The organism is Micromonospora sp. NPDC005237 (assembly GCF_040607775.1).
Lineage (GTDB): Bacteria > Actinomycetota > Actinomycetes > Mycobacteriales > Micromonosporaceae > Micromonospora.
On the sequence record NZ_JBEXHJ010000007.1, the window covers coordinates 240,192 to 263,243 of the forward strand.

Genomic DNA, 23,052 nt, shown 5'->3' on the forward strand with positions numbered 1-23,052 from the left:
GGGTGGACACCCCGGCCGACGGGCGGCTCGGTTTCCCGCCCGGGGCGGCCGGCAAACGCGCGGTCAGCCCGCCGACACCGCCGCCGCCCGACGGTCGAGAAAGGCCCGTTCGGCCGAATTGTCGGTCAGCGCGACGGCCGTTCGGTACGCCTCGACGGCCTCCCCACGCCGGCCGAGCCGGGCCAGCAGGTCGGCGCGGACGGCGTGCCGCACGTGGTAGCCGGGCAGATCGAGGCGGTCCACCTCGGCCAGCGCCGCCGCCGCACCGGCGACCTCGGCGAGCGCGACGGCCCGGTTCAGCGCCACCACCGGGCCGGGGGCGACCACCGTCAGCTGGTCGTACAGGGCAAGGATCTGACGCCAGTCGGTGTCGGCGGCGCGCGGCGCGGCGCTGTGCACGGCGGCGATCGCGGCCTGGATCTGGTACGGCCCCGGCCGGTCGCGGCGCAGGCAGCGACGCACCAGCGACTGCCCCTCGGCGATCAGGGCGCGGTCCCACCGGTCCCGGTCCTGTTCTCCGAGCGGCACCAGCTCGCCGTCCGCCGTGGTCCGCGCGCCCCGGCGGGACTCGGTCAGCAGCATCAACGCGAGCAGGCCCAGCGCCTCCGGCTCGTCCGGCATCAGCTCGGCGAGCAGCCGGGCCAGCCGGATCGCCTCGACGCACAGCTCGGCACGGACCAGGTGCGGGCCGGCGCTGGCCGTGTACCCCTCGTTGAAGATCAGGTACAGCACGGCGAGCACGGCGTGGAGCCGGTCGGGCAGGTCTGCGTCGCGCGGCACCCGGTACGGGATGCGGGCGTTGCGGATCTTCGACTTGGCCCGGACCAGTCGCTGCGCCATCGTCGCCTCCGGCACCAGGAACGCGCGGGCGATCTCGGCGGTGCGCAGGCCGCCGAGCAGACGCAGGGTGAGCGCGACGCGGGTGGCCGGGGCGAGCGCCGGATGGCAGCAGGTGAAGATCAGACGTAGCCGGTCGTCGCGCACGGGCCCCTCCTCGTCGGGTGGGTCGGCGGCGTACAGCAGGGCCGCCTGGGCGTGCCGGTCGACGCGGGTCGCCTCCCGGCGCAGCCGGTCGATGGCCTGGTGGCGGGCCGTCGTGATGATCCAACCGGCCGGGCTGGGCGGCGGCCCGCTGTCCGGCCACCGGCGCAGCGCGATGGTGAAGGCGTCCTGGACGGCCTCCTCGGCGAGGTCGATGTCGCCGAGGAGGCGCACCAGCACGGCGACCGCGCGGCCGTACTCGGCGCGGAACACCGCCTCCACGTCCGGCACGGTCAGTCTCCGGCCCCGGGCCGGAAGGGGCGGACCTCGATCGGCAGGGTGGTGGCCAGCGCGTAGCGGCGACCCCAGTGCAGGGCGGCGTCCAAGTCCGGCACGTCGATGATGGTGACGCCGCCCAGGTACTCCTTGCCCTCCACGAACGGTCCGTCGGTGACCAGGACATCACCGTCGCGGGCGCGCAGCACCGTGGCGGTCTCCGGCCCGTGCAGACCCTGACCGAAGACCCAGGACCCGGCGGCTGCCAGCTCGTCGCGCAGCTCGCCGACCTCGCGCATCACCTGTGCCAGGAACTCCGGCTCCGGCACCCCACCCTGCGGCTGGTGCATGCTGAGCAGGTAGAGCGTCATCGTTGTTCCTCCTCGTGGCGGCCGGCGCGACGCCGACCTCTCATCCTCCATACGAACGACTACCGCCCACCTCGACAGGCCGGCCGGAAAAAATCGGCCGTCCCGGCCGCGGGTATGCGACGCCGCGCCGGGCGGCCCCGGTCGTACGCCAGGTAACGGCACGGTGGCCAGCGCGTACGGGCTGCGGTGTCGCGCCGTCCGGGGCCGGGTGCGATGGTGTAGAAAGGCGGAGTGAGCGCAGCGGTGACGCAGGTGCCGGTCTTCGACCGAAGGACGGTCCACGGTGGCTGACCACGACCAGCCGCCCATCGGACGCACTGTCGGCACCGCTCTGGTGCAGCTCGGCGACGTACCTCTGGCGGACCTGCTGGCCGGCGCCGGTGACGGCGTCCTGGCCCACGTGCTGGGCACGCTGGCCGCCGAGAGTGAGCCGGGCCGGCCCGGCGACGTGTCGGCGTTCGAGTCGAGCTTCTGACCGTGCCGGCCGACGCCCCGCCGTCGGCCACCCGACACCGGCCTGCCGTGGCCGCGCCCCGCATCCGCCAGGTGGTGCTGAAGGTCCACTCACGGTGCAACCTGGCCTGCGACTACTGCTACGTCTACCGGCACGCCGACCAGGGCTGGCGGGCCCGGCCACGGGTCATGGCCCCCGGCACCGTGAGCCGGGTCGCCGACCGGCTCGCCGCCCACGTGGCCCGGCACGGCACCGACCGGGTCCGGGTGGTGCTGCACGGCGGGGAGCCGCTGCTCGCCGGCCCCGCCGTGCTCGACCGGACGGTACGCACGCTGCGCGCCGCGATGCCCTCCGGCGTCGCACTCGACGTGGCGATGCAGACCAACGGGCTCCTGCTCGACGAGGCGGCGCTCGACCTGTGCCACACGCACGGCATCGACGTCGGGGTGAGCGTGGACGGCGACCGCACCGCCAACGACCGCCATCGCCGCCACGCCGACGGCCGGGGCAGCTTCGCCGAGGTGGCCGCCGCGCTGCGCCTGCTGGCCCGGCCCGAACACCGGGCCCGCTACGCCGGTCTGCTCTGCACGGTCGACCTGGCCAACGACCCGATCGCCGTCTACGAGGGCCTGCGGGAGTTCGACCCGCCCCGACTGGATCTGCTGCTGCCGCACGGCAACTGGAGCGCTCCCCCACCCGGACGCCACCCCGACGACCCCGCCACCCCGTACGCGGACTGGCTGATCGCCGTCTTCGACCGCTGGTACGCCGAGACGCCCCGGCGTACCGGCATCCGGCTGTTCGAGTCACTGATCGCGCTGCTGCTGGGCGGACGCAGCGGCACCCAGGCGCTGGGCGCCGCCGAGCCGGACGTCATGACGATCGAGACCGACGGCACCATCGAGGGCACCGACACGCTCAAGACGACCACCGCGTCGGCGATGCGGACCGGCTTCGACGTCTTCCGGCACAGCTTCGACGAGGCGCTGCGTCACCCGTCGCTGGCCGGGCGTCCCACCGGGACCGCGGCGCTCGCGCCGGCCTGCCGGGCCTGCCCGGTCGTCGACGTCTGCGGTGGCGGCCTGTACGCGCACCGCTTCCGCGACGGCGCCGGCTTCGCCCACCCGTCCGTCTACTGTGCCGACCTGCTGCGGCTGATCCAGCACGTGCGGACGGTGGTGACCGCCGACCTGGACGCGCTGCGCCGTCGCGTCGCCGGGGCGAGCGTGCCGACGCCGGTGGCACGCCCATGACGGGCCCGCTGTCGGCGGCGCAGCTCGCCGGGCTGGCCGGGGGCCACGGCGACGCCGCAACGGTCGCGGTGTTGCGGGGCGGGCAGCTCGGTCGCCGACGGCTGCTGACCGTCGCCGCGGCCCGCGCCTGCCGTGACGAGCCACTGGTCCGGCAGAGTCTGGAGCTGCTCACCCGCGCCGAGCACGCCGACCCGGCAACGGTGGCCGCGGTGCTGACCCATCCACCGGTGACCGGATGGGCCCGCGCCGCGCTCGACGGCGCCGCCGGGCCCGCCTACCTGGCCGCGCTCGCGGCGGCGGCGGCGACCCGCGCCGGCCTGACGTTCACGCTGACGCTGCCCCGCCCGGCCGACGGTGTGCTGCCGCTGCCCACCGTCGGCGCGGCGACGGGCCTGCCCTTCGACAGCCCGGTGCGGCTGTCCGGCGAGGCCGGCACGCTGCGGATCGACGCCGCCAGCGGCGACGGGGACGGGGTACGGGTCGAGGCCGGCGGTGGCCGGCTGCTCGACGCGGGCGTCGGCGGGATCGGCTGGTTGCCGGTCCGCAGGACCAGGCCGTTCGACGCGGTCGAGGTGCTGGTCGACGACCAGGACCCGTGGCGCGACTGCTACCACCGGCCGTCGGCGCCCCGACTGGACGACGTGTCGGCCGACCGACTGGACCGGCTCACCGCCGAGGCCGGGCAGTGGCTGCGTGCCCACCTTCCGGCGCACGCCGACGCGCTGGCCGGGCTGCTGCGCACACTCGTGCCGCTGCGACCGCCGCCCTCGGGCAACCCGGTGAGCGCCACCAGCAGGGACGCGCTCGGCGCCATAGCGCTCTCCGTGCCCGCCGACGCGCGGACCCTGGCGCTGTTGCTCGTGCACGAGTTGCAGCACACCAAACTCGGCGCGCTGCTCGATCTGGTTCCGCTTCACCGCCCGGGTGGGCCGGCCCGCTACCGGGCGCCCTGGCGACTGGACCCGCGCCCGGTCGGCGCGCTGCTGCAGGGCGCGTACGCGCACCTGGGGGTGGCCGAGGTGTGGCGCTGCCGGCGGCACGAGGGGACCGCCGCCGCGTTCGAGTACGCGTACTGGCGGGAGCAGACCATCCGCGCGGTCCGGCAGCTCGCCGACGCGGCCGAGCTGACCGCGGCCGGCCGGTCGTTCGTGGCCGACATGGCGAGCACCCTGCGCGGCTGGCGTGACCCGGTCGACGGCGCGGTCGCGGCGGCGGTGCGGGACGTGGCGGACGCCAGCGCGGTGCGGTGGGGGCTGGCCAACCTGGTTCCCGACCCCATGGAGGTCGAGCTGGCGTTACGCGCCGTGCGGCGAGGCGAGCCATGGTCGGGCGGCGGCCCCGCACCTATCGTGACGGCCACCGCGGCTCGACCCGCGCTAGCCGTGCGCAGTGGCCCCGAGGCGGCGGTGTGCCGCCAACTCGTCGCCCCCGGCAGCGGGTTTTTCCCTGACGATCCGGCGGACCGGGCTTACGTCGCAGGTGACGTGGCGGGCGCGTTGATGGCGTACCAGCGGCGGCTGATCGATGATCCCGAAGACAGCGACGCGTGGGTCGGCTTGATGCTCGCTGCCCGTCGAGGCGGCCACTCCGACGCGGCGCACACCTTGATGGCGCGGCCGGACCTGGTCCGCGCAACCCATCAGGCGGTCCCTGATACCGATGTGCTCACGGTGGCAGCCGCCCTGACGCAACGTCGGTGATCATGGTACGCGTCCACGAGGAAGCGGCCGAGCCGTCGTCACCAGAGGCGTTCGGCGGCGGTTCGGGCGAGTTCGACGAGCGCGCTCAGCACCGCTGGGTCATTCCGGAATTCGGGATCGCCGAGGGTAAGGCTCATCATCTCCGCACCATATCGGACAGACACCTCGTAGATTCCGGAACCGGCCGCCGCCACCGCCTCGTCTCCGATGTCGACGACGTGCGGCTTGATGCCGCCCCCGAGGCCGAGCGTCCCGTTGCGCATGGAGGCGAACTCGGCCCTCGCGGACGCTTCGTCTGGCTCGAGGTCCAGGGCGAGATTGAGTCGTACGGCGCCGTCGAACCACGCGCAGCTGGGCCGGAAATCCGAGTCGAACGACTGCGCCTCCACCCACTGTCGCAGCACCCGTCGGACCTCGGCGAGGGAGAGCGCCTTGCACCACCTGGTCGTCGGCACAGTGGCCGGAGCGACCGAAATGGTCCGATCGCCTCCATTGACCACCCACTCCCTCTTGTCCGCCAGCCAGTCGTAGTTGGCGTCGAGGTAGCGCAACGTGCTGTCGTAGAGGGAGAAGGGGCGGCCACCATCGTCGAGGATGTGGGTTTCCTGGACGCCGTTGATCGTCACGTCGACCTCGATCTGGAACCCGATCCGGTGGGCGGGCCCGCCATGCCCCGTCACGTAGAACGGCACCCGCAGGTCCCCGCCGGCCGGCACGTCCAGGTCCTCGCTGGTCACGCCCAGGTACGACATTCTGACTGCCGGCCGATCGACGGACTCTTCGGGCCTCGCAAGCTGTACGACCTCGGTCTTGGTTGATGCGGGCGCGCCCAGGATGCCGAACGTCTCCGCGAAGCGCCAGTTCCCCGGACGAGGATCCACCGTGTAGTCGGAGTTGGTGCAGACGACGGCGGCTCGAGGGTCGACGGCCTCCGAGTCGACGGTTCGCACCCGGATGTCGCGGACGTTGACCTGCACCCGTCTCGGGACTCGGATCGAGATCTCTGCCCGTGCCTCACCGATGGCCGCGCCACCTATCGCCCGCATCCAATTCATCGCCTCCGCACAGGTACGGGCGGGAGGCGGCTTCTCGCCGGTCTTCAGCGGCGTGGCGAACGCGCCGATCTGGAAGGGCACCACGTCCGCGCGCACTGTGGCCGGTGGTGCTGACGCCGCGTCGACGGGCTGGACGTCGGGCGGTCCGGATGGTTGGTGTCGGCCCTCGTTCCGCACCACGAGAAGCGCAGTCAGGAGGGACGGCACCAAGAGGACGACAGTCAGGAGGACGATGCGCACGCCAGGTCTTATCCCGAACCCGCTACTCATTCCGGTTTCCGCCACTGCTCACGCCGGCAGTCCGAGCCGCACACCTGCTCGACCGGCACCCGTTGCACGCCCTCGTCATTCCATCGGTACGAGTGGGAATAGCGGCTGGTCAGTGCGGTCACCCGCATGGGAGAGCCGCCCGGAAGCACCGTCAGCGTCCGGGCCCGACCACTGACCACATAGTCGATCTTGATTGACCACTCGACATAGCTGGATTTCGTACGTCCGACGAAATTGAACCTCAGCTTCTCGCCGCCGGTCAGCGTGAGGCCGGTTGTGTCAAGATACGGACCGGTCAAGACGTCGTGCTTGCCGAACGCCTGCGCGGACAGACTGGGCCCGTCAAGATCGAATCCGAGCGCGACCGGACCCGCACCGGGACCACCCCCCGCCCGCGAAATGACGACCAAGGAATCGCTCAGCGGCACGGCACGCCGGTGCACGGAGGCGGTGATCGCGGTCAGGACAGCCGTATCAGAGCGCTTGTTCTCGATCGTGACCGCGGTCGTGGCCTGACCCGCCCGGACCACGCCCGCGGCGAGCAGGACAGCGGTGAGCCGCTCCGGGCTCTGACCGCCCGTCGTGATGCTCGACGGCAATGGACGGTCCGACACCCAGGCAGCATCCAGCTCCGCGCCCAGGTCGCGGTCCGGAACCGCGTACACCTGCAACGGGTCACTGCCGATTACGTCCGCGGCCCCATCGACCACCGGATCGAAGCTGCGGGCGACCACCACGCCGGTGAGGGCGGCCAGCAGGCCGCTCGCGCCGACGATCGCCGCCAACCGCGATGCCATCCTGCGCGACCTCGACGACCCGTTCGATGGTTGCGGCGGCCCTTCGGCGGGGACCCGGCTCCGTGGCCTACGCCGCCTCGACATATGCACCATCCCGTCCCACTAGAGCAGCGCCGGTTCGATGTAGGCGTTGGAGCGTTCCCGTTGGCGGGCCTGCATCACCCGCGGGTTGTCACCGCCGAAGAGCTGCACCAACTGGCCGAACGCCTCGTCGTAGAGCGCCCGGCCGGCGTCCGCCTCGCTCTCGGTGGCCTGCCGGCTCAACGCCAGGTTGACCGAGGCGGAGAGCGTGTCCGGGTGCTCGGCGCCCAGCGCCCGGGTCAGCTCCACGTACGCGGTGGTGTCCAGCAGCAACGCGTTGTCGCGGTCACCGAGGGCGAACAGGTCGTTGGCCAGGTTGAGGGTGGCCAGCAGGGTGTGTGGGTGCCGCTCGCCGAGGTTGGTCAGCAACTGGTCGCGGACCCGCTGGGACAGCTCGCGGGCCTGGGTGTGGTCGCCCTGCTTGCGCAGCAGCACGCCGAGGTTGTTCAGGCAGGCCAGGGTGATGGCGTGCGACTCGCCGAGCACCTCGTTGTAGCCGTCGCGCAGGCGGCGTGCCACCCGCAGGGCGGTCTGGTTGTCGCCCACCGCCGACCAGGTGGTGGCCAGGGCCATCTCGGCGGAGAGCGTGTCGGCGTGCTCACCGCCGAGGGTGCGCTGGTAGCGGACCACGGTCCGCTCGATCAGCCGGTGCGCGTCGGCGAAGCGCCCGAGCTGACGCAGGGTGAGCGCCAGCTCCTTCGCCGTCCGCAGGGTCTCCGGATGGTCCGCGCCGATCACCTTCTGCTGGATGGTGTAGGTGCGTTGCAGGACGCTGTGCGACCGCCACAGCTCGCCGGTGTCGCGCAGGCCACGCCCGTAGTTGCTGGCCGAGGCGAGGGTGGACGGATCCTCCTCACCGAAGCGGTCCCGCCGCCGCTCGTGGATGTTCTGGTCGAGCGCGGCAGCGCCGCGGAAGTCACCGACCAGGCGCAGCGACACGGCGAGGTTGTTCTCCGCGGTCAGCGTACGGCCGCTGTCGTCGCCGAAGCTGCGCACGCTCAGCTCCAGGGTGCGCCGGTCCTGCGCCTCGGCCTCGTGGTAGAGACCCTGGGCGCGCAGGTCCGCACCGAGGCTGCGGGCCGTCATCAGGGTGTAGAGGTGCTCCTCGCCGAAGATCCGCCGTTGCCGGTCGTAGACGTCCCGGTCGATCTCGTACGCCCCGTCGAAGTGGCTCTGCGCGCGCAGGACGTTCGCCAGGTGGAAGCGCATCCGCAGCTTGGTGGGGTCGTCCTCGTCGGTGTCGCGCCACGCGGCCAGCGACTCCTCGGCCAGTGCGCGGCTGGTGTCGTAGTCGCCCCGGCGGTAGAGGTAGCGCACGATGTCCACGACCAGTTGCCGGGCCTCGTCCATCGTGGACAGGTGCAGGCCGCTGGGGCGTACGTGCGGCCACAGCTCGGCGTACTGCGGCCAGTTGACCGGCCTGTCGGGGTCGCGTGGGCTGGCGGCGGCGAGCAGCAGTTGGGCCTCCCGGCGGGCCTCGTCGGGGTCGGCCAGCTGGTCCTGGATGACGAGCTGGACCAGCCGGTGGATCCGCACCGAGTTGTTCTCCGCGTCGACCTGGGCCAGGCCGTAGCGGCCCAGTTCGGCGGTGACCAGGCCCTGCAGGATCGGGTCGGTCAGCGTCGGGTCGATCGGGGCCATGAAACTGGCGAAGCGGTCGCCGGTGAGCATCGCGACCGGGATCGGCTCCGGCGCGTAGAACGAGCACAGCTCCAGCAGCCGGGCCGCCGCCGGCTTCTCCTCGCGCAACTGGCCGAGGGTGAACAGCCAGGTCGCGGCGAGCGCCTTGGAGTAGCCGGCGGACTGCCGGCCGTCGAGGATGCGCAGCAGGCCGGGGGTGTCCAGCGAGCTGAGGTACTTCTCGACCTGCATGGCGCTGGCCCGCAGGTACGCCGCGCCCTGCTCGACGGCGAGCGGCAGGTCACCGAGCTTCTCGGCCACCTGGGCGGCCTCGGCCTCGGTGAGCCCGCGGACCCGGTCGCGCAGCAGTTGGACGCTCTCGGCGCGGTCGAAGACGGTCAGCTCGGTCGCGGTGGCGTACTCGCTCCAGCTCTGGTCGCGGGTCGTGAGCAGGACGTGGCCGGGCCCCTGCGGCAGCAGCGACCGGGTGGCGCGGGTGGGCTTGTCGGCGTTGTCCAGGACGATCAGCCAGCGCCGGTCGGGCCCGGCGCGGCGCAGCGTGTCGAGCACCCGGCGGGCCGCCTCGGCGCCGCCGCCCGTGCCCAGCCCCATCGCCTGGCCGAGGTCGGCCAGACCACCGCGGATGCGGTCCTCGCTGTCCGCCGGGATCCACCAGACCAGGTCGTAGTCGCGGCCGAAGCGCAGCGCGTACTCGGCGGCGAGCTGGGTCTTGCCGACGCCGCCGAGGCCGTGCACGACCTGGGTGGCCGAGTCCGGCGAGGTGGTGAGCCGGTCGCGCAGCGCCTCCAGCTGGGCGGCGCGGCCGACGAACGGCGTCCCGTGCTGGCGGACGTTGGAGATCGCCGGGAACGGGCCGGGGAACCGGCCGACCGCGCGACCGCCGGCCGTGATCGTCGGCGTTCCCGCCGCCTCCAGCAGCCGGGTCCGCGCGGTGGACGGGTCACTGTCGGTGAGGTCGACCGGGCTGTGCTCGCTGTACGGGGCGGTCAGCCGCGATTCGTCGACCCGCAGCGGCACCAGCACTCCCCCGCCGCCGAGCTGGTCGCGGCCGGTGGCGGTCTTCCACACCTCACCCGCGAGGGAGGTGCTCGCGTAGTGCCGGGTGAGCACGGCCAGCACCCGGCTGGCGCCGCTGACGGCCCGGTCGAACTCGGCCCGCCCGCCGGCGAGCAGCGGCACGTCCAGCGCGCGGCGGTCCACCCGCAGCCCGGCGTCCTCCAACTGGTCGGTGATCCACTCGGCCCAGAGCCGGTCGGCGGAGGCGTAGCTGAGCAGCACGGCCTGCTCGGCGGTGAGCCGGCTCCGTTCGAACTCGGCCAGCGAGCGGCGACGGTCCGTCTCGCCGATCGGGTGCAGCTGCGTGATCCGCCCGTCGGTGATCACCGAGGCGAGCTGCTCGTACGCGGCCAGCAGGGTGCCGACCTGCTCGGGCCGGTCGCCGAACGCGGCGAGGATCTCCTCGTAGGCGTAGAACGTGCGGTACGGCACCTCGATGGTGTTCCAGTAGCGGGCGGCCGCCGCGTCGGAGAGGTGGTCGAGGAACGGGGCGAACTCGGCGCGGACCAGGTCCCGACCGGTCTCCAGCTTGCGCAGCTCGGCGTCCTCCACGCGCATCGGCACCGGCAGCAGCAGCGGCGGGTCGTCCGGGCGCTGGCTGCGGATGGAGCGGGCCACCGCCGCCGCGCCACGGATGCTCTGGGTGGACATGGTGAAGCAGTTGACGACCAGGTCGGGCAGTTGGACGGTGCAGATGCCGGCGACGTCGCTGAGGCCGGTGCGGCTGTCGATCAGCACCACGTCGTACTCGGCGCGCATCTGCGCCCGGACCGCGTCGATGAACGACGCGCCGCCCTGCCGCTCGTAGAAGTTGGCCCAGTCGAAGGTGCTCACCAGCCGGGAGTACGCCGAGTCCTGCTGCCCGGCGGCCACGAAGTCGATCACGCCGCCGTGGCTGAAGTCCCAGTTCAGCGAGACCGCGCGTCGTTGGATCTTGGCATGACCGGTGAGGATCTCCTGGGAGTCCTCGTCACGGTTGCGCTGCATCGTGGCGATCGAGTAATCCCAGATCATCTCGATGACGCCGGGGGTGGCGCGCAGCTCCTTGTCGCGCAGGAACGGATGAAAGTAGCGGTGCAGGCCCGGAGACTCCAGGTCCCAGTCGACGACCAGCACCTGCAACCCCTGGCTGGCCAGGATCCAGGCCACGTTGGCCAGCGCCATCGTGCGGCCGGTGCCGCCCTTGTACGAGTAGAAGGTCACGATCTGGCCGCGTGCCGTCTCGTTCACCGCCATGGCGTGCCTCCCCTAGGGACCTTCGAGGATCGGGCGAAGACCGGAGCCGTCGGTGGGCGGCTCCTGGTAGACCGTGCCCGTGCGGTAGATCCGACCCTGCTCGACCACCAGCACGTCCTCCAGTTCCTCCTGGAAGCGTGCGGAGGTCGCGATCTCGGTGCGCCACACGTCGCGGGTGTTGTGCAGCACGTCATGCGGGAGCACCCGGGCCAGGGTGTCCCACATCTTGCGGTTGCCGCCGGCAGCCGCGTCGTCGGCGGCCGTCCACGGCACCAGCACCGGCGCCCGCGGCGAGTTCACGTCCCGGTCGTAGCCGATCAGGCTGACCTGGTAGCGCGGCAGGTCGGCGGACCAGACGTCGACCACCAGCACGACGATCTGGTTGTGCGCCCGCGCCCACTCCCGGACCACGGCCAGCTCCTCGGCGTCCTCCACCGTCCAGCCGTAGCTCTTGGTGGTGGCGATGGCCCCGGCCCAGCTGCCGATCGGCACCTCCAGCTCGGGCCGGTACGGCCGCCAGTCCCGCGAGACCGCGCCGTAGCGGTCCTCGGCGCCGGGCCGGCTGCCGGCCAGCTCGGCGGAGCTGCCGGCGACCAGCACGATGTGCACGTGCCGGGCACTGGTGGCCCGCTGCACCGCCGTCGACATGCTCGGGCCGTGGTGCGCCTGCGGCCTCGCCGGCCGGTCGAAGGCACTGGTCACCTTGGACAGCACGGGGCGCTGCGCCGGCCGGTGCAGGGTGTGGTCGCGGGCGGTCTGCACGATGTGCCGGGCGAGCGCGTCGACGAAGTCCTTGTAATCGTCCTCGTGCCGTTTGCGCTGCTTGAGGGTGAGCAGGCCGTCCTGGGCGTAGGCGGTGCCGGTGTGGAAGTTGCGGTACTGGAAGCCGGCGACCGCCGTGGGCAGCCGGTCGCACGGGAGCCACTGCACCGGCACGATCGCGGGCGGACGAACGTGGAACTGCCGCTCGTGCTCGTCGATCCGGTCGGCGAAGACCTGGAACTCCCGACCGCAGTAGTCGCTGACGACGTACCGCGGCGAGGTGAGCGCGACCAGGCAGGCGCTGGTGGACAACGCGTCGGACAGGGTGTCCGGCCAGGTGCTGCCGAGCGGGATGTGCCCGTCGATGAACCCCGCCTCGTCCCAGTGGAGGGCGGCCAGCCCGGCCACCGCCTCGCTGAGATCGACGAAGAACTCCTGTATCTGGCTGTTGCGGTTGTCCTCCTGGGCGTAACTCAGGAAAAAGAGTGGCACGCCCGCCTCCGCTCACGGGTTCCACGACCGGTAGGCACAGTATAGGACCGTCGATGCCACCCCACCCGGACCGCGATCATCGCTGCGGGCCCGCGAAGAGTCATATGCCCGACGCTTTGGGGTAGACCGTCGCCGTGTCCGAGGGCCTCCGGGTGGTCGTGGTCGGCGCCGGCTTCTCCGGTCTCGCCGCCGCGGCGGCGCTGCACCGGGCCGGCGCGCGCGTGCGGGTGCTGGAGGCCCGCGACCGCGTCGGCGGGCGGGTGCTGACCCGATGGCTGCCCGACGGGACGCAGCTCGACCTGGGCGCCCAGTGGATCGGCCCGACCCAAAACCGGATGTACGCGCTGGTCGCCGAGCACGGGCTGGTCACCTTCGCCTCGGCGGCGCTCGGCGCGTCCACCCTGCTGTGGGCCGGCGAGCGGCGACCCGACCCGCCGGCGCAGGTCGCCCGGGTACTCGGGCTGCTCGACGGGTACGCCGCCGTCCTGGACCCGGCCGAGCCGTGGCGGGCGCCGGAGGCCGCACGGTGGGACGCGACGACGCTCGGCGGCTGGCTGCGCGCCACGGCCGGGGACGCCGACACGGCCGACTACCTGGGGCGGCTGCTCGCCGGCGGGCTGCTGGCTACCGCCGCGGACGAGCTGTCCCTGCTGCACCTGCTGTTCTACCTGCGCAGCGCGGGCGGCACCGGGCCACTGCTGGGCATGGCCGGCGGCGCGCAGCAGGACCGGATCGTGGGCGGTCCCGCGGCTCTGGCCGAGCGGATGGCGGCCGGGTTGCCGCCGGAGACGCTGCGGCTGGGCGCCGCGGTGCACACGATCCGGCAGGACGCGGACGGGGTAACGGTGTGCACCGACGCCGGGCCCGTCGACGGCGACGCCGTGGTGGTTGCGCTGGCACCGGCGCTGGCCGGCAGGATCCGGTACGACCCCCCGCTGCCGGCGCTGCGCGACGGCCTGACGCAGCGGATGCCGATGGGGTCGGCGTGGAAGGTGCACGCCGTCTACGCCGAGCCGTTCTGGCGTGCCGACGGGCGCTCCGGCGTGTCCACCAGCAGCGCCGGACCGCTCACCGAGACGGTGGACAACTCCACCCCGACCTCGCCGCGCGGCGTGCTGACCGGGTTCAGCTACGCCGGCGACGCCGCCGCGCTGCGGGAGATGTCCCCGGCGCGGCGGCGGGAGTGCGTGCTCGACGCGTTCGCGGCCGTGGTCGGGCCGCGCGCGGCGGATCCGGTGGCGCTTGTCGAGTACGACTGGTCGGCCGACGAGTGGACGCGGGGCTGTTTCGGCGGTGTGCTGACTCCGGGGGCGTGGCGCACGTACGGGCCGCGGTTGCGAGCGCCGGTCGGGCGGGTGCACTGGGCGGGCACCGAGACGGCGACCCGCTGGGCCGGCTATCTGGAGGGGGCGGTACGCGCGGGCGAGCGCGCGGCGGCCGAGGTGCTGGCGTACTGAGGTGTGACCATGGCCGGCCCGGTCTTCGGCGGGACCGGGCCGGCCCGGCCCGCGGTGCCACCCGCGCCAGCCCGGTCACGTGCGCGAACGGGCCGGCGCGGGCGCGCCGGTCAGGGGTAGGTGGTCAGGTACACCTGCTGGGTGGCCGCGTTCGCGGTCCCGCCGGCGTTGTTGATCACCCGGTTGATGGTGCCGACACCCCCGAGCGAGACGGTCACCATGTTGGTGAACCGCACGTTCGAGTTGGTGGGCGCCTCGATGGCCCGGTCCGCGACGACGGCCGGGTTGACGTTGAAGTAGCAGTAGCTGCCCAGGCCCCACGCCCCGTGGCTGGTGACCGAGTCGGCCACCTTGTACGCGGCGTACCCCCGGGTCGACCCGTTCATCCAGGCGGCCTGGTTGGGCGGGTCGTACGGCATCTCGTTCTGGTAGAAGTACGTCCGGCCGCCGTTGCCGTTCCAGACGGTCTGGTACTTCTGGTAGTGCTCGACGAAGAGGCCGTACATGGTGACGTTGTCGCCGTTGACGGTCAGTCCGGTGTCGGCGGTGTTCAGCGTCCACCCGGTCGGTACGCCGCTGGCGGCGTGGTCGGCCCGCCACAGCCACATGTGGTCACCGATCACGTTGTCGCTGTTGACGGTCAGCGTGTTGGTGGCCTTGCCGACATGCGGCCCGCCGATGCGGAAGAACACGTCGTGCAGCGAGGTCGGGTTCGTGGCGTGGCTCGCCGCCGAGCCGGACGGCCCGACCTCCATCAGCACCGGCGAGTTGGTCGTGCCGGCCTCGAACATCAGGCCGGCGACCTTGACGCCGTCCACATCGGCCACCCGCATCCCCACGCTGCCGTTGTCGGCCTGGATGGTGGCCAGGCCGAGGCCGAGGACGACCGTGTCGGCCCGGTTGACCTGGATCGGCTCGGTCACGTGGTGCACGCCCGGGGTGAAGAGCAGGTGCCGGCCCTGGGCGAGGGCCGCGTTGATGGTGGCCGCGCTGGTGCCGGGCTGGACGACGAAGAACTGCGACAGCGAGATCGACGATCCGGCCGGGGTCTTGTTGTACCAGCTGGTGCCGGTCGAGTTGGTGCGCAGGGCGGGGACGAAGACCCGGTACTCACCGGTGCCGTCGACGTACAGGAACGGCTTCTCCCGCACCTGCGGGGTCTGCGCGATGACCGTGTGCGACGGGTTGGGGAAGCTCGGCGCCGGGGCGCCGACGACGCCCTGGAAGACCATGTTCCACACCGAGCCGGTCCAGCCGTTGCCGAACTCGCTGTTGCGGGAGTACCACTGCTGCTGCGAGCCGGAGACGACCAGGCCGTCGATGCGGGTGTCGGCCAGCAGGCCGCCGCTGGACCAGCCGTCGCCGCCGTTCCAGAGCTGGATCTGGTTCTGCGCGCCGCGCAGGTGCATCCGCCGGTACGGCGCGGCCTGCGACACCGCCCAGCGCTCCACGGTCTGCCCGGCGGGCAGGGTGACCGAGAGGTTCTCCGCGGCCCGCCAGAAGTTCTGGGTGGCGTTGCCGCCCATCCAGAACGCCTCGGTGCGGACGTGGCCGTTGAGGTTGACGTCGTCGGGGCTCATGCCGAGCCCGGCGACCTGGGTGAAGAAGCCGAGGTTGACGTCGGCGGTGTAGGTGCCCGGCTTGAACAGCACGGCGTAGCGCTGCGGGCCGAACTGGTTGGTCTCCTGCTGGGTGAAGAGGGTGTTCAGTCGACTCTGGATGGTCGACGTCGGCGTGCTCGGGTCGAAAACGTACGTGTTCGGCCCGAGGTTGGGGTTGTACGGGTCGGTGGTGCCGACCGGGGGCTCGGTGGTGCCGCCGCCGGTCGTGTTCACCGCCAGCTCCCACAGCGAGTAGCCGTAGGCGGTGCCCCGGGCGGTGCCGTACACGCGCAGGTAGCGACCGCTGCCGGTGACGGTGAGGCTCTGCGTGCCGCCGGTGGCCGTCGTGGTCGAGTAGATGGTGGTCCAGGTGGACCCGTCCGCGGAGGTCTGGAGCTGGAAGGCCCGGGCGTACGCGGCCTCCCAGGTGAGCGTCACCCGGCAGATCGTGCGGGTGCTGCCGAGGTCGACGCGCAGCCATTGCGGGTCGCTGGCCGCGCTGGCCCAACGGGTGCCGGTGTTGCCGTCGACGGCGGCGGACGCCGGGGTGCCGGCGTTCTCGGTGGACGAGGCGGTCGCCGGGCTGCCCTGGGCGACGTTGGTGCTGCCGCAGGTGGAGGTGCCGCCGTCGGTCTCGCCATAGACCTGGAACTCCCAGAGCGAGTAGCCGTAGCCGGTGCCCCGGGCGGTGCCGTACATGCGCACGTACCGGCCGGCGCCGGTGACGGTGAGGTTCTGGGTGCCGCCCGCGCCGGTGGTGGTCGAGTAGATCGTGGTCCAGGTGGCCGCGTCGTCAGAGGTCTGGATCTGGAAGGCGCGGCCGTAGGCGCCCTCCCAGAGCAGGTTGACCTGGCTGATGGTGGCCCGCGCGCCCAGGTCGACCTGGAGCCACTGGGGGTCGCTGAAGGCGCTGGCCCAGCGGGTGCCGGTGTTGCCGTCGACAGCGGCCGACGCGGGGGTGCCGGCGTTCTCGGTGGACGAGGCGGTCGCGGGGCGTCCCTGCGACAGCAGGGTGGGGGCGGCCTGCGCCGGGGCGGTGGCCACGGCCGGGGTCAGGGCCGCCACCAGGGCCACGGCGACTCCGGCGAGGAGGTGCCGGACGGTCCGCCGCCGGGGACGCGGGCGTACGGATGTAGCACGAGATGTCATGACATCGCCTGTCGATAGGGCGTTACGGACGCCGGGGGTGGGGAGCGGTTTTCGCCCGTGGTGCCGTGGGTGGTGCCGCCGATGCGACGCCGCGGGGAGAGGAGAGCGCTCTCGTAGGAGTGTTGCGGCGAGGTTGCGACGGAGTCAAGACATCGATCTATAACTTCGTTATTTATCCCGAGGATCGGTTTTGTGTAATTCCCAACCCCCACCCCCGTCCCCCCAACCCCGACCACTTCCGGTGATCAAGAGGTTTGCGTCAGAAATCGCGCCCAGGATGACGCGAACCTCTTGATCACCGGGTGGAGGAGGAGGCGGGGTCAGGCGGGTCAGGCGGGTCAGGTGCGGCGGACGCCGCCGTCGGTGAGGAAGCGGGCGATCGGGAGGGTGGCCGCGCCGAGGGCCACCGCGTCCACGCCGAGGCGGCACAGCTCGATCGACGCCTGCTCGTACGGCTGGCGCAGCGCCTGCCGACCGGCGGCCTCGCGGACGGCCGGCAGCAGATCGCCCAGCGCCATCGCCGCCCACCCACCGAGGACGACCCGCTCCGGGTTGAACAGGTTGATCAGGTTGGCCACCCCCGCGCCGAGATAGCCGGCGGTGTCGTCCAGCACCCGGCGGGCGGTGGCCGACGACTCGGCGGCGGTGACCAGCGCGGCGAGCTGCGACTCCTCGTCCTCGCCCGGCACGGCGCGACCCCGACGCGCCTCGCGGTAGCGGTCGATGATCGCCTCCGCCCCCACGTACGCCTCCAGGCAGCCGCGCGCGCCGCACCGGCAGGCCCGGCCGCCGTACACCAGGGTGGTGTGCCCCCACTCCCCCGCGCTGCTGGACGCGCCCCGGTAGGTGGCGCCGTTGGTCACCACGGCCGCGCCCACGCCGGAGCCGACCAGCGCGAAGACGGCGTGCCGGGCGCCGCGCCCGGCGCCGAACCACATCTCGGCCTGGCCGAGGGTCTTCGCGCCGTTGTCGATGTGCAGCGGCAGGTCGGTGCCGGCGGCGATGAGGCGCTCCAGCGGCACCCGGTCCCAGCCGAGGGCCTGGGCGTGCACGACGGCCTCGACGCCCTGCTCGACCACGCCGGAGACGCCGATGCCGACGCCGAGCACGTCGGCGGTGGCCACCCGGGCCTTCCCGGTGACCACCTCGATGCCGGCCAGCACGTGCCCGGCCACCACGTCGGGCTCGGTGCGCGCCGGGTCGAGCGGGTACTCGATGCTGGCGAGCAGGGTCATCGCGAAGTCGAAGAGCTCGACCCGGACCCGGGTCTCGCCGACGTCCACGCCGATCACGAAGGCGTACCGGGGGGCGACCCGCAGCAGCATGCTGGGGCGGCCGCCGTCGGACTCGGCGGCGCCGGCCTCGGCGACGATGCCCTCGTCGATCAGGTCGGCCACCACGTTGCTCACCGCCGGCTGGCTCAGTCCCGTGCTGCGCACCAGGTCCTGCCGGGTGAGCGGAGCATCGAGGAAGAGCTTCGTCAGCAGGGCGGACCGGTTGCGCAGCCGGACGCTCCGGTTGGTGGCACGCGCCAGCTCCACTCGTCACCTCGTTCCCATCGGCCGTTGGTGGCGACTGTAACCGCACCGTGCTTGACGACCCACCTGCCAGCAACTTTAATGACGACATTCATTAAGCCGTGATGTAACTCCCGGGAAACGCCGACGGACCCCCGACGGCGCATCCGGAGAAACCCCGTCCGCAGCCGGCAACCGTCGCCGCACCCCTATCGACGACGGCGGCCGGCGGACCCCCACCACGCACCGGAAGGGCTGACCGTGTCGAGACGACACCTCGGGATATTCACCGCCGCCGTACTGGCCGCCGCATCGCTGACCGCGTGTGGCGGCTCCGGCGACGACTCCGCCGCATCGCCCAAGACCCTCACCTACTGGGCCAGCAACCAGGGCGCCAGCCTGGAGGCCGACAAGACCATCCTCCAGCCGGAGCTGGACAAGTTCGAGAAGCAGTCCGGCATCAAGGTCAACGTCGAGGTCGTCCCCTGGTCGGACCTGCTCAACCGGCTGCTCGCCGCCGCCGCCTCGGGCAAGGGCCCGGACGTGGTGAACATCGGCAACACCTGGTCGGCGTCGTTGCAGGCCACCGGCGCGCTCGTCGAGTTCGACGACGCCGCCCTGCAGGCCGTGGGCGGCAAGGACCGGATCGTGCCCGCCGCGCTCGCCGCCGCCGGCGCCCCTGGCAAGCCGCCGGCCGCCGTGCCGCTCTACAGCATGGCGTACAGCCTGTACTACAACAAGAAGTCGTTCGCCGACGCCGGCATCACCGCGCCGCCGACCACCTGGGAGCAGCTCGCCGAGTACGGCAAGAAGCTCAGCACCGGCGGCAAGTGGGGCCTGGCGATCGAGGGCGCCAACCCGTCGGAGAACGCGCACCACGCCTTCACCTTCAGCCAGCAGTACGGCGGCGAGTGGTTCGACTCGGCCGGCAAGCCGACCTTCGACACCCCGCAGAACGTCTCGGCCATCAAGCGCTACATCGACTTCATGGCCGCCGACAAGATCACCAATCCGAGCAACGCGGAGTACGCGCAGAACCAGTCGGTCTCCGACTTCGCCAACGGCAAGGCCGCCATGCTGCTCTGGCAGTCCGCCGGCTCGAACCTCAAGACGCAGAACATGCCTGCCGACGCGTACGGGGTGGCCCCGGTGCCGTTCCTGGCCAGCCCGCCGGCCGGCGGCAAGAAGGTCAACAGCATGGTCGCCGGCATCAACATGGCGGTCTTCAAGCACACCAAGAACAAGGACGGCGCACTGAGCTTCGTCAAGTTCATGACCAGCGACGAGGAGCAGACGCTCCTCAACAAGACGTACGGCTCGCTGCCGGCCGTGAAGACCGCTGCCTCCGACCCGGCGTTCAGCGCGCCGGAGCAGAAGAGCATCCAGGAGACGCTGGTCACCACCGCCGCCCCGCTGCCGCAGGTGCCCGACGAGAGCACCTTCGAGACCCTGGTCGGCACCGCGATGAAGGAGTTGTTCGCCGACGCGGCGAGCGGCAAGCCGGTCACCGAACAGTCGGTGAAGGCGAAGCTGACCGACGCGCAGCAGAAGATGCGCTGACCCACGCAGCGCCGGTGGCCGTGGTCGGGCGACGAGCCCGGCCACGGCCACCGCCTCCGAGAGGACCCCGATGGCAACCAGCACCACCGCGCCGAACGCCGACCGGCGCGTACCCCGGGCCGGGTCACCCGCCCGGGGGGCCGCCCGCCGGCCGCGCGGGCCCCGCCGCTCGCTCCTGCCGTACCTGCTGCTCGCCCCGGCCATCGTGCTGGAACTCGCCATCCACGTGATCCCGATGGTCGTCGGGGTCTGGATGAGCCTGCTGGAGCTGACCCAGTTCCACATCCGGGACTGGTCCACCGCGCCCTTCGTCGGGCTGGAGAACTACCGGGCCACGCTCGACCTGAACTCCGCCGCGGGCAAGGAGCTGCTGCACTCGTTCTGGGTGACCCTGGTCTACAGCGTGCTCTCGGTCGGGTTCGCCTGGCTGCTTGGCATCGCCGCGGCCGTCGTGCTGCAGAAGCCGTTTCGCGGGCGGGCCATCCTGCGGGCGCTGTTCCTCACCCCGTACGCCCTGCCGGTCTACACCGCCGTGATCACCTGGAGCTTCCTGCTGCAGCGCGACACCGGCCTGGTCAACCACGTGCTCGTCGACCAGCTCGGGCTGCTGAACGAGCGGCCCTTCTGGCTGATCGGCGACAACAGCTTCTGGTCACTGCTGGTGGTGTCGGTCTGGCGCAACTGGCCGTTCGCGTTCCTCTGCCTGATGGCCGGCCTGCAGAACGTGCCGGGCGAGCTGTACGAGGCCGCCGCGATCGACGGCGCGGGATTCTGGCGCCGACTGCGCTCGGTCACCCTGCCCATGCTGCGGCCGGTGAACCTGGTGCTGCTGCTGGTGCTGTTCCTGTGGACGTTCAACGACTTCAACACCCCGTACGTGCTCTTCGGCGGCTCCGCGCCCGAGCAGGCCGACCTGATCTCCATCCACATCTACCGCAGCTCCTTCAAGACCTGGGACTTCGGGTCGGGCTCGGCGATGTCGGTGGCGCTGCTGCTGTTCCTGCTGGTCGTCTCGGCCGCGTACCTGCTGATCACCAACCGCCGGAGGGACGACCATGCGTGAGACCGCCGGTGAGCGCTGGGGCCGGCGCATCGTGCTGACCCTGCTCACCCTCTTCGTCGTCATTCCGCTGTACGTGATGGTCACCTCGGCGGCGAAACCGTTGCGGGACGTGCAGAACGGGTTCACCTGGTGGCCCAGCCGGCCCACCCTGCAACCGTTCGTCGACATGTGGAGCACCGTGCCGCTGGCCCGCTACCTGGTCAACAGCCTGGTGGTGTCGAGCGTCGCGGCGGTCTGCTCGGTGGCCGTGGCCATCTTCGCGGCGTTCGCGGTCAGCAGATACCGGTTCCGCGGCCGGGGCGTCTTCTCGGTGACGGTGCTGTCCACCCAGATGTTCCCCGGCATCCTGTTCCTGCTGCCGCTGTTCCTCATCTACGTCAACCTGGGCAACGCCACCGGCATCGAGCTGTACGCCAGCCGCACCGGCCTGATCATCACCTACCTGACCTTCTCGCTGCCGTTCTCGATCTGGATGCTGGTCGGCTACTTCGACTCGATCCCGCGCGGGCTGGACGAGGCGGCGCAGGTCGACGGGGCCGGGCCGCTGCGCATCCTGTTCCGGGTCATCCTGCCGGCCGCCGTGCCCGGCGTGGTCGCGGTGACCGTGTACGCGTTCATGACCGCCTGGGGTGAGGTGCTGTTCGCCTCCGTGATGACCGACGAGGGCAGCCGCACCCTGGCCGTCGGCCTGCAGGGCTACTCCACCCAGTTCAACGTCTACTGGAACCAGATCATGGCCGCCTCGCTGGTGGTCAGCATCCCGGTCGTCGCCGGGTTCCTGGCCTTGCAGCGCTATTTCGTCGCCGGCCTCACCGCCGGTGCCGTCAAGTGAGTCACCCCATCCCGGAGGAGAACCGTCCCGTGCCCGACCTGTCCAAGCTGCCACCCGACTTCCTCTGGGGCGTCGCCACGGCGGCGTACCAGATCGAGGGGGCCGTCGACGTCGACGGCCGGGCGCCGTCCATCTGGGACACCTTCTCGGCGATCCCCGGCAACGTCGACAACGGCGACACCGGCGCGGTGGCCTGCGACCACTACCACCGGTGGCCGGAGGATCTTGCGTTGCTGCGCCGGCTCGGCGTGGACGCGTACCGTTTCTCGGTGGCCTGGCCCCGGGTGATGCCCGACGGCGTCGGGCGGGTCAACCCCGCCGGGCTGGACTTCTACGACCGGCTCGTCGACACGCTGCTCGCCGACGGGGTCCGGCCGTTCGTCACGCTCTACCACTGGGACCTGCCGCAGGTTCTCCAGGATCGCGGCGGTTGGCCGGAGCGCGCCACGGCCGAGGCGTTCGCCGACTACGCGGCGGTGGTCGCCGCCCGCCTCGGCGACCGGGTGGCCGACTGGAACACGGTCAACGAGCCGCTCTGCGTGTGCTGGATCGGGCACCTGGAGGGGAAGATGGCCCCCGGCGAGCGGGACCTGACCCGCGCCGTGCACGCCTCGCACCACGCGCTGCTCGGGCACGGCCTGGCCACCCAGGCGATCCGGGCCAACGCCGCCCGACCGGCGTCGGTCGGTCTGGTGCTCAACCTCAGCCCGATCGAGCCGGCGACCGACCGACCCGAGGACGTCGCGGCGGCCCGGCGGGCCGACGGGCACATCAACCGCTGGTGGCTGGACCCGATCCACGGGCGCGGCTACCCCGCCGACATGATCGACACGTACGGGGTCGAGCCGCCGGTGCGCGGTGACGACCTGGCGGTGATCGCCACGCCGACCGACTTCCTCGGGGTGAACTACTACTTCCGTCAACTGGTCGTCGACGACCCGACCGGCCCGGCGCCGTACGCGAAGCAGGTGCCGGTGCCCGGTTCGGTGGAGACCGCCATGGGCTGGGAGATGTACCCGGCGGGCCTGGAGCGACTGCTGGTCGACGTGCACGAGGAGTACCGGCCGGGGCGGATCATCGTCACCGAGAGCGGCTCGGCGTGGCTCGACGAGGTCACCGCCGACGGCACGGTCGAGGACAAGGAGCGCACCGACCACCTGGAGCAGCACCTGGCGGCGTGCGCGTCGGCGGTGGCCCGGGGGGTACCGCTGGACGGCTACTTCGTGTGGTCGCTGCTGGACAACTTCGAGTGGGCGTACGGCTACGACAAGCGCTTCGGGCTGGTGCACGTCGACTACGCCACCCAGCGGCGGACGGTGAAGGCGAGCGGCCTGCGCTACGCGGAGCTGATCCGCGCCCACCGACACCTCGCCCGCGCCACCGACGCCACCGACGCCGCCGCGCCGGTGGCCTGAGCCCGCAAGCCCCGGGCGCCGCAGCCGGCGGCG

16 protein-coding genes are annotated in these 23,052 nt (G+C 72.1%); 8 read left to right on the forward strand and 8 right to left on the reverse strand.

The window, feature by feature from the left end:
* Positions 1-63 precede the first annotated feature (63 nt).
* Entirely contained in the window at positions 64-1,272 is a 1,209-nt protein-coding gene (locus ABZT87_RS20720; protein ID WP_355137442.1) for a sigma-70 family RNA polymerase sigma factor, read from the reverse strand.
* Between the two features lie 2 nt (positions 1,273-1,274).
* Positions 1,275-1,628 carry a YciI family protein gene (locus ABZT87_RS20725; RefSeq protein ID WP_354859633.1) on the reverse strand — a complete coding sequence of 118 codons (354 nt, stop codon included), beginning with the start codon at positions 1,626-1,628 and terminating at the stop codon, positions 1,275-1,277.
* Between the two features lie 283 nt (positions 1,629-1,911).
* On the opposite strand from ABZT87_RS20725, the gene fxsA reads away from it, so the two are divergent.
* Genes fxsA through ABZT87_RS20740 form a run of 3 tightly spaced genes read left to right on the forward strand, consistent with a single transcriptional unit; the run spans position 1,912 to position 5,035 of the window.
* On the forward strand, positions 1,912-2,103 hold the full coding sequence (gene fxsA, locus ABZT87_RS20730) for an FxSxx-COOH cyclophane-containing RiPP peptide (protein ID WP_354859636.1): 192 nt from the start codon (positions 1,912-1,914) through the stop codon (positions 2,101-2,103).
* A gap of 2 nt (positions 2,104-2,105) precedes the next feature.
* On the forward strand, positions 2,106-3,335 hold the full coding sequence (locus ABZT87_RS20735; protein WP_355137444.1) for an FxsB family cyclophane-forming radical SAM/SPASM peptide maturase: 1,230 nt from the start codon (positions 2,106-2,108) through the stop codon (positions 3,333-3,335).
* Entirely contained in the window at positions 3,332-5,035 is a 1,704-nt protein-coding gene (locus tag ABZT87_RS20740; protein ID WP_355137446.1) for an HEXXH motif-containing putative peptide modification protein, read from the forward strand. Before ABZT87_RS20735 ends, ABZT87_RS20740 begins: the two co-directional genes overlap by 4 nt.
* A 38-nt stretch (positions 5,036-5,073) precedes the next feature.
* On the opposite strand, the gene ABZT87_RS20745 is transcribed toward ABZT87_RS20740, so the two are convergent.
* The 4 genes from ABZT87_RS20745 to ABZT87_RS20760 form a co-directional block, all read right to left on the reverse strand.
* Entirely contained in the window at positions 5,074-6,360 is a 1,287-nt protein-coding gene (locus tag ABZT87_RS20745; protein WP_355137448.1) for a hypothetical protein, read from the reverse strand.
* Entirely contained in the window at positions 6,357-7,157 is an 801-nt protein-coding gene (locus ABZT87_RS20750) for a hypothetical protein (RefSeq protein WP_355065176.1), read from the reverse strand. Before ABZT87_RS20750 ends, ABZT87_RS20745 begins: the two co-directional genes overlap by 4 nt.
* Before the next feature lie 102 nt (positions 7,158-7,259).
* On the reverse strand, positions 7,260-11,171 hold the full coding sequence (gene fxsT, locus ABZT87_RS20755) for an FxSxx-COOH system tetratricopeptide repeat protein (protein ID WP_355137450.1): 3,912 nt from the start codon (positions 11,169-11,171) through the stop codon (positions 7,260-7,262).
* Positions 11,172-11,183: 12 nt separating this feature from the next.
* Entirely contained in the window at positions 11,184-12,425 is a 1,242-nt protein-coding gene (locus ABZT87_RS20760) for a TIR-like protein FxsC (RefSeq protein WP_355137452.1), read from the reverse strand.
* A 134-nt stretch (positions 12,426-12,559) separates the two neighbouring features.
* Between ABZT87_RS20760 and ABZT87_RS20765 the strand changes: the two genes are divergently transcribed.
* Entirely contained in the window at positions 12,560-13,882 is a 1,323-nt protein-coding gene (locus ABZT87_RS20765; protein WP_355137454.1) for an FAD-dependent oxidoreductase, read from the forward strand.
* Positions 13,883-13,992: 110 nt separating this feature from the next.
* Here ABZT87_RS20765 and ABZT87_RS20770 read toward each other — a convergent pair whose 3' ends face one another.
* Positions 13,993-16,632, reverse strand: coding sequence for a discoidin domain-containing protein (locus tag ABZT87_RS20770; RefSeq protein ID WP_355137456.1), 2,640 nt, complete (start codon positions 16,630-16,632; stop codon positions 13,993-13,995).
* A 338-nt stretch (positions 16,633-16,970) separates the two neighbouring features.
* Positions 16,971-18,173, reverse strand: coding sequence for an ROK family transcriptional regulator (locus ABZT87_RS20775; RefSeq protein ID WP_354863171.1), 1,203 nt, complete (start codon positions 18,171-18,173; stop codon positions 16,971-16,973).
* Positions 18,174-18,410: 237 nt separating this feature from the next.
* Here ABZT87_RS20775 and ABZT87_RS20780 point away from each other — a divergent pair, with 237 nt between their 5' ends.
* The 4 genes from ABZT87_RS20780 to ABZT87_RS20795 all read left to right on the forward strand — a co-directional run bounded on the left by ABZT87_RS20780 (position 18,411) and on the right by ABZT87_RS20795 (position 23,019).
* Positions 18,411-19,709, forward strand: coding sequence for a sugar ABC transporter substrate-binding protein (locus tag ABZT87_RS20780; RefSeq protein WP_354863172.1), 1,299 nt, complete (start codon positions 18,411-18,413; stop codon positions 19,707-19,709).
* Positions 19,710-19,779: 70 nt separating this feature from the next.
* Positions 19,780-20,772, forward strand: coding sequence for a sugar ABC transporter permease (locus ABZT87_RS20785; RefSeq protein WP_355137458.1), 993 nt, complete (start codon positions 19,780-19,782; stop codon positions 20,770-20,772).
* Positions 20,765-21,604, forward strand: coding sequence for a carbohydrate ABC transporter permease (locus ABZT87_RS20790; protein WP_007460899.1), 840 nt, complete (start codon positions 20,765-20,767; stop codon positions 21,602-21,604). Before ABZT87_RS20785 ends, ABZT87_RS20790 begins: the two co-directional genes overlap by 8 nt.
* A complete protein-coding gene (locus ABZT87_RS20795; protein WP_355137460.1) occupies positions 21,601-23,019 on the forward strand; it encodes a GH1 family beta-glucosidase in 1,419 nt (472 codons plus the stop codon). The genes ABZT87_RS20790 and ABZT87_RS20795 overlap by 4 nt, the downstream gene beginning before the upstream one ends.
* Positions 23,020-23,052: the final 33 nt, after the last annotated feature.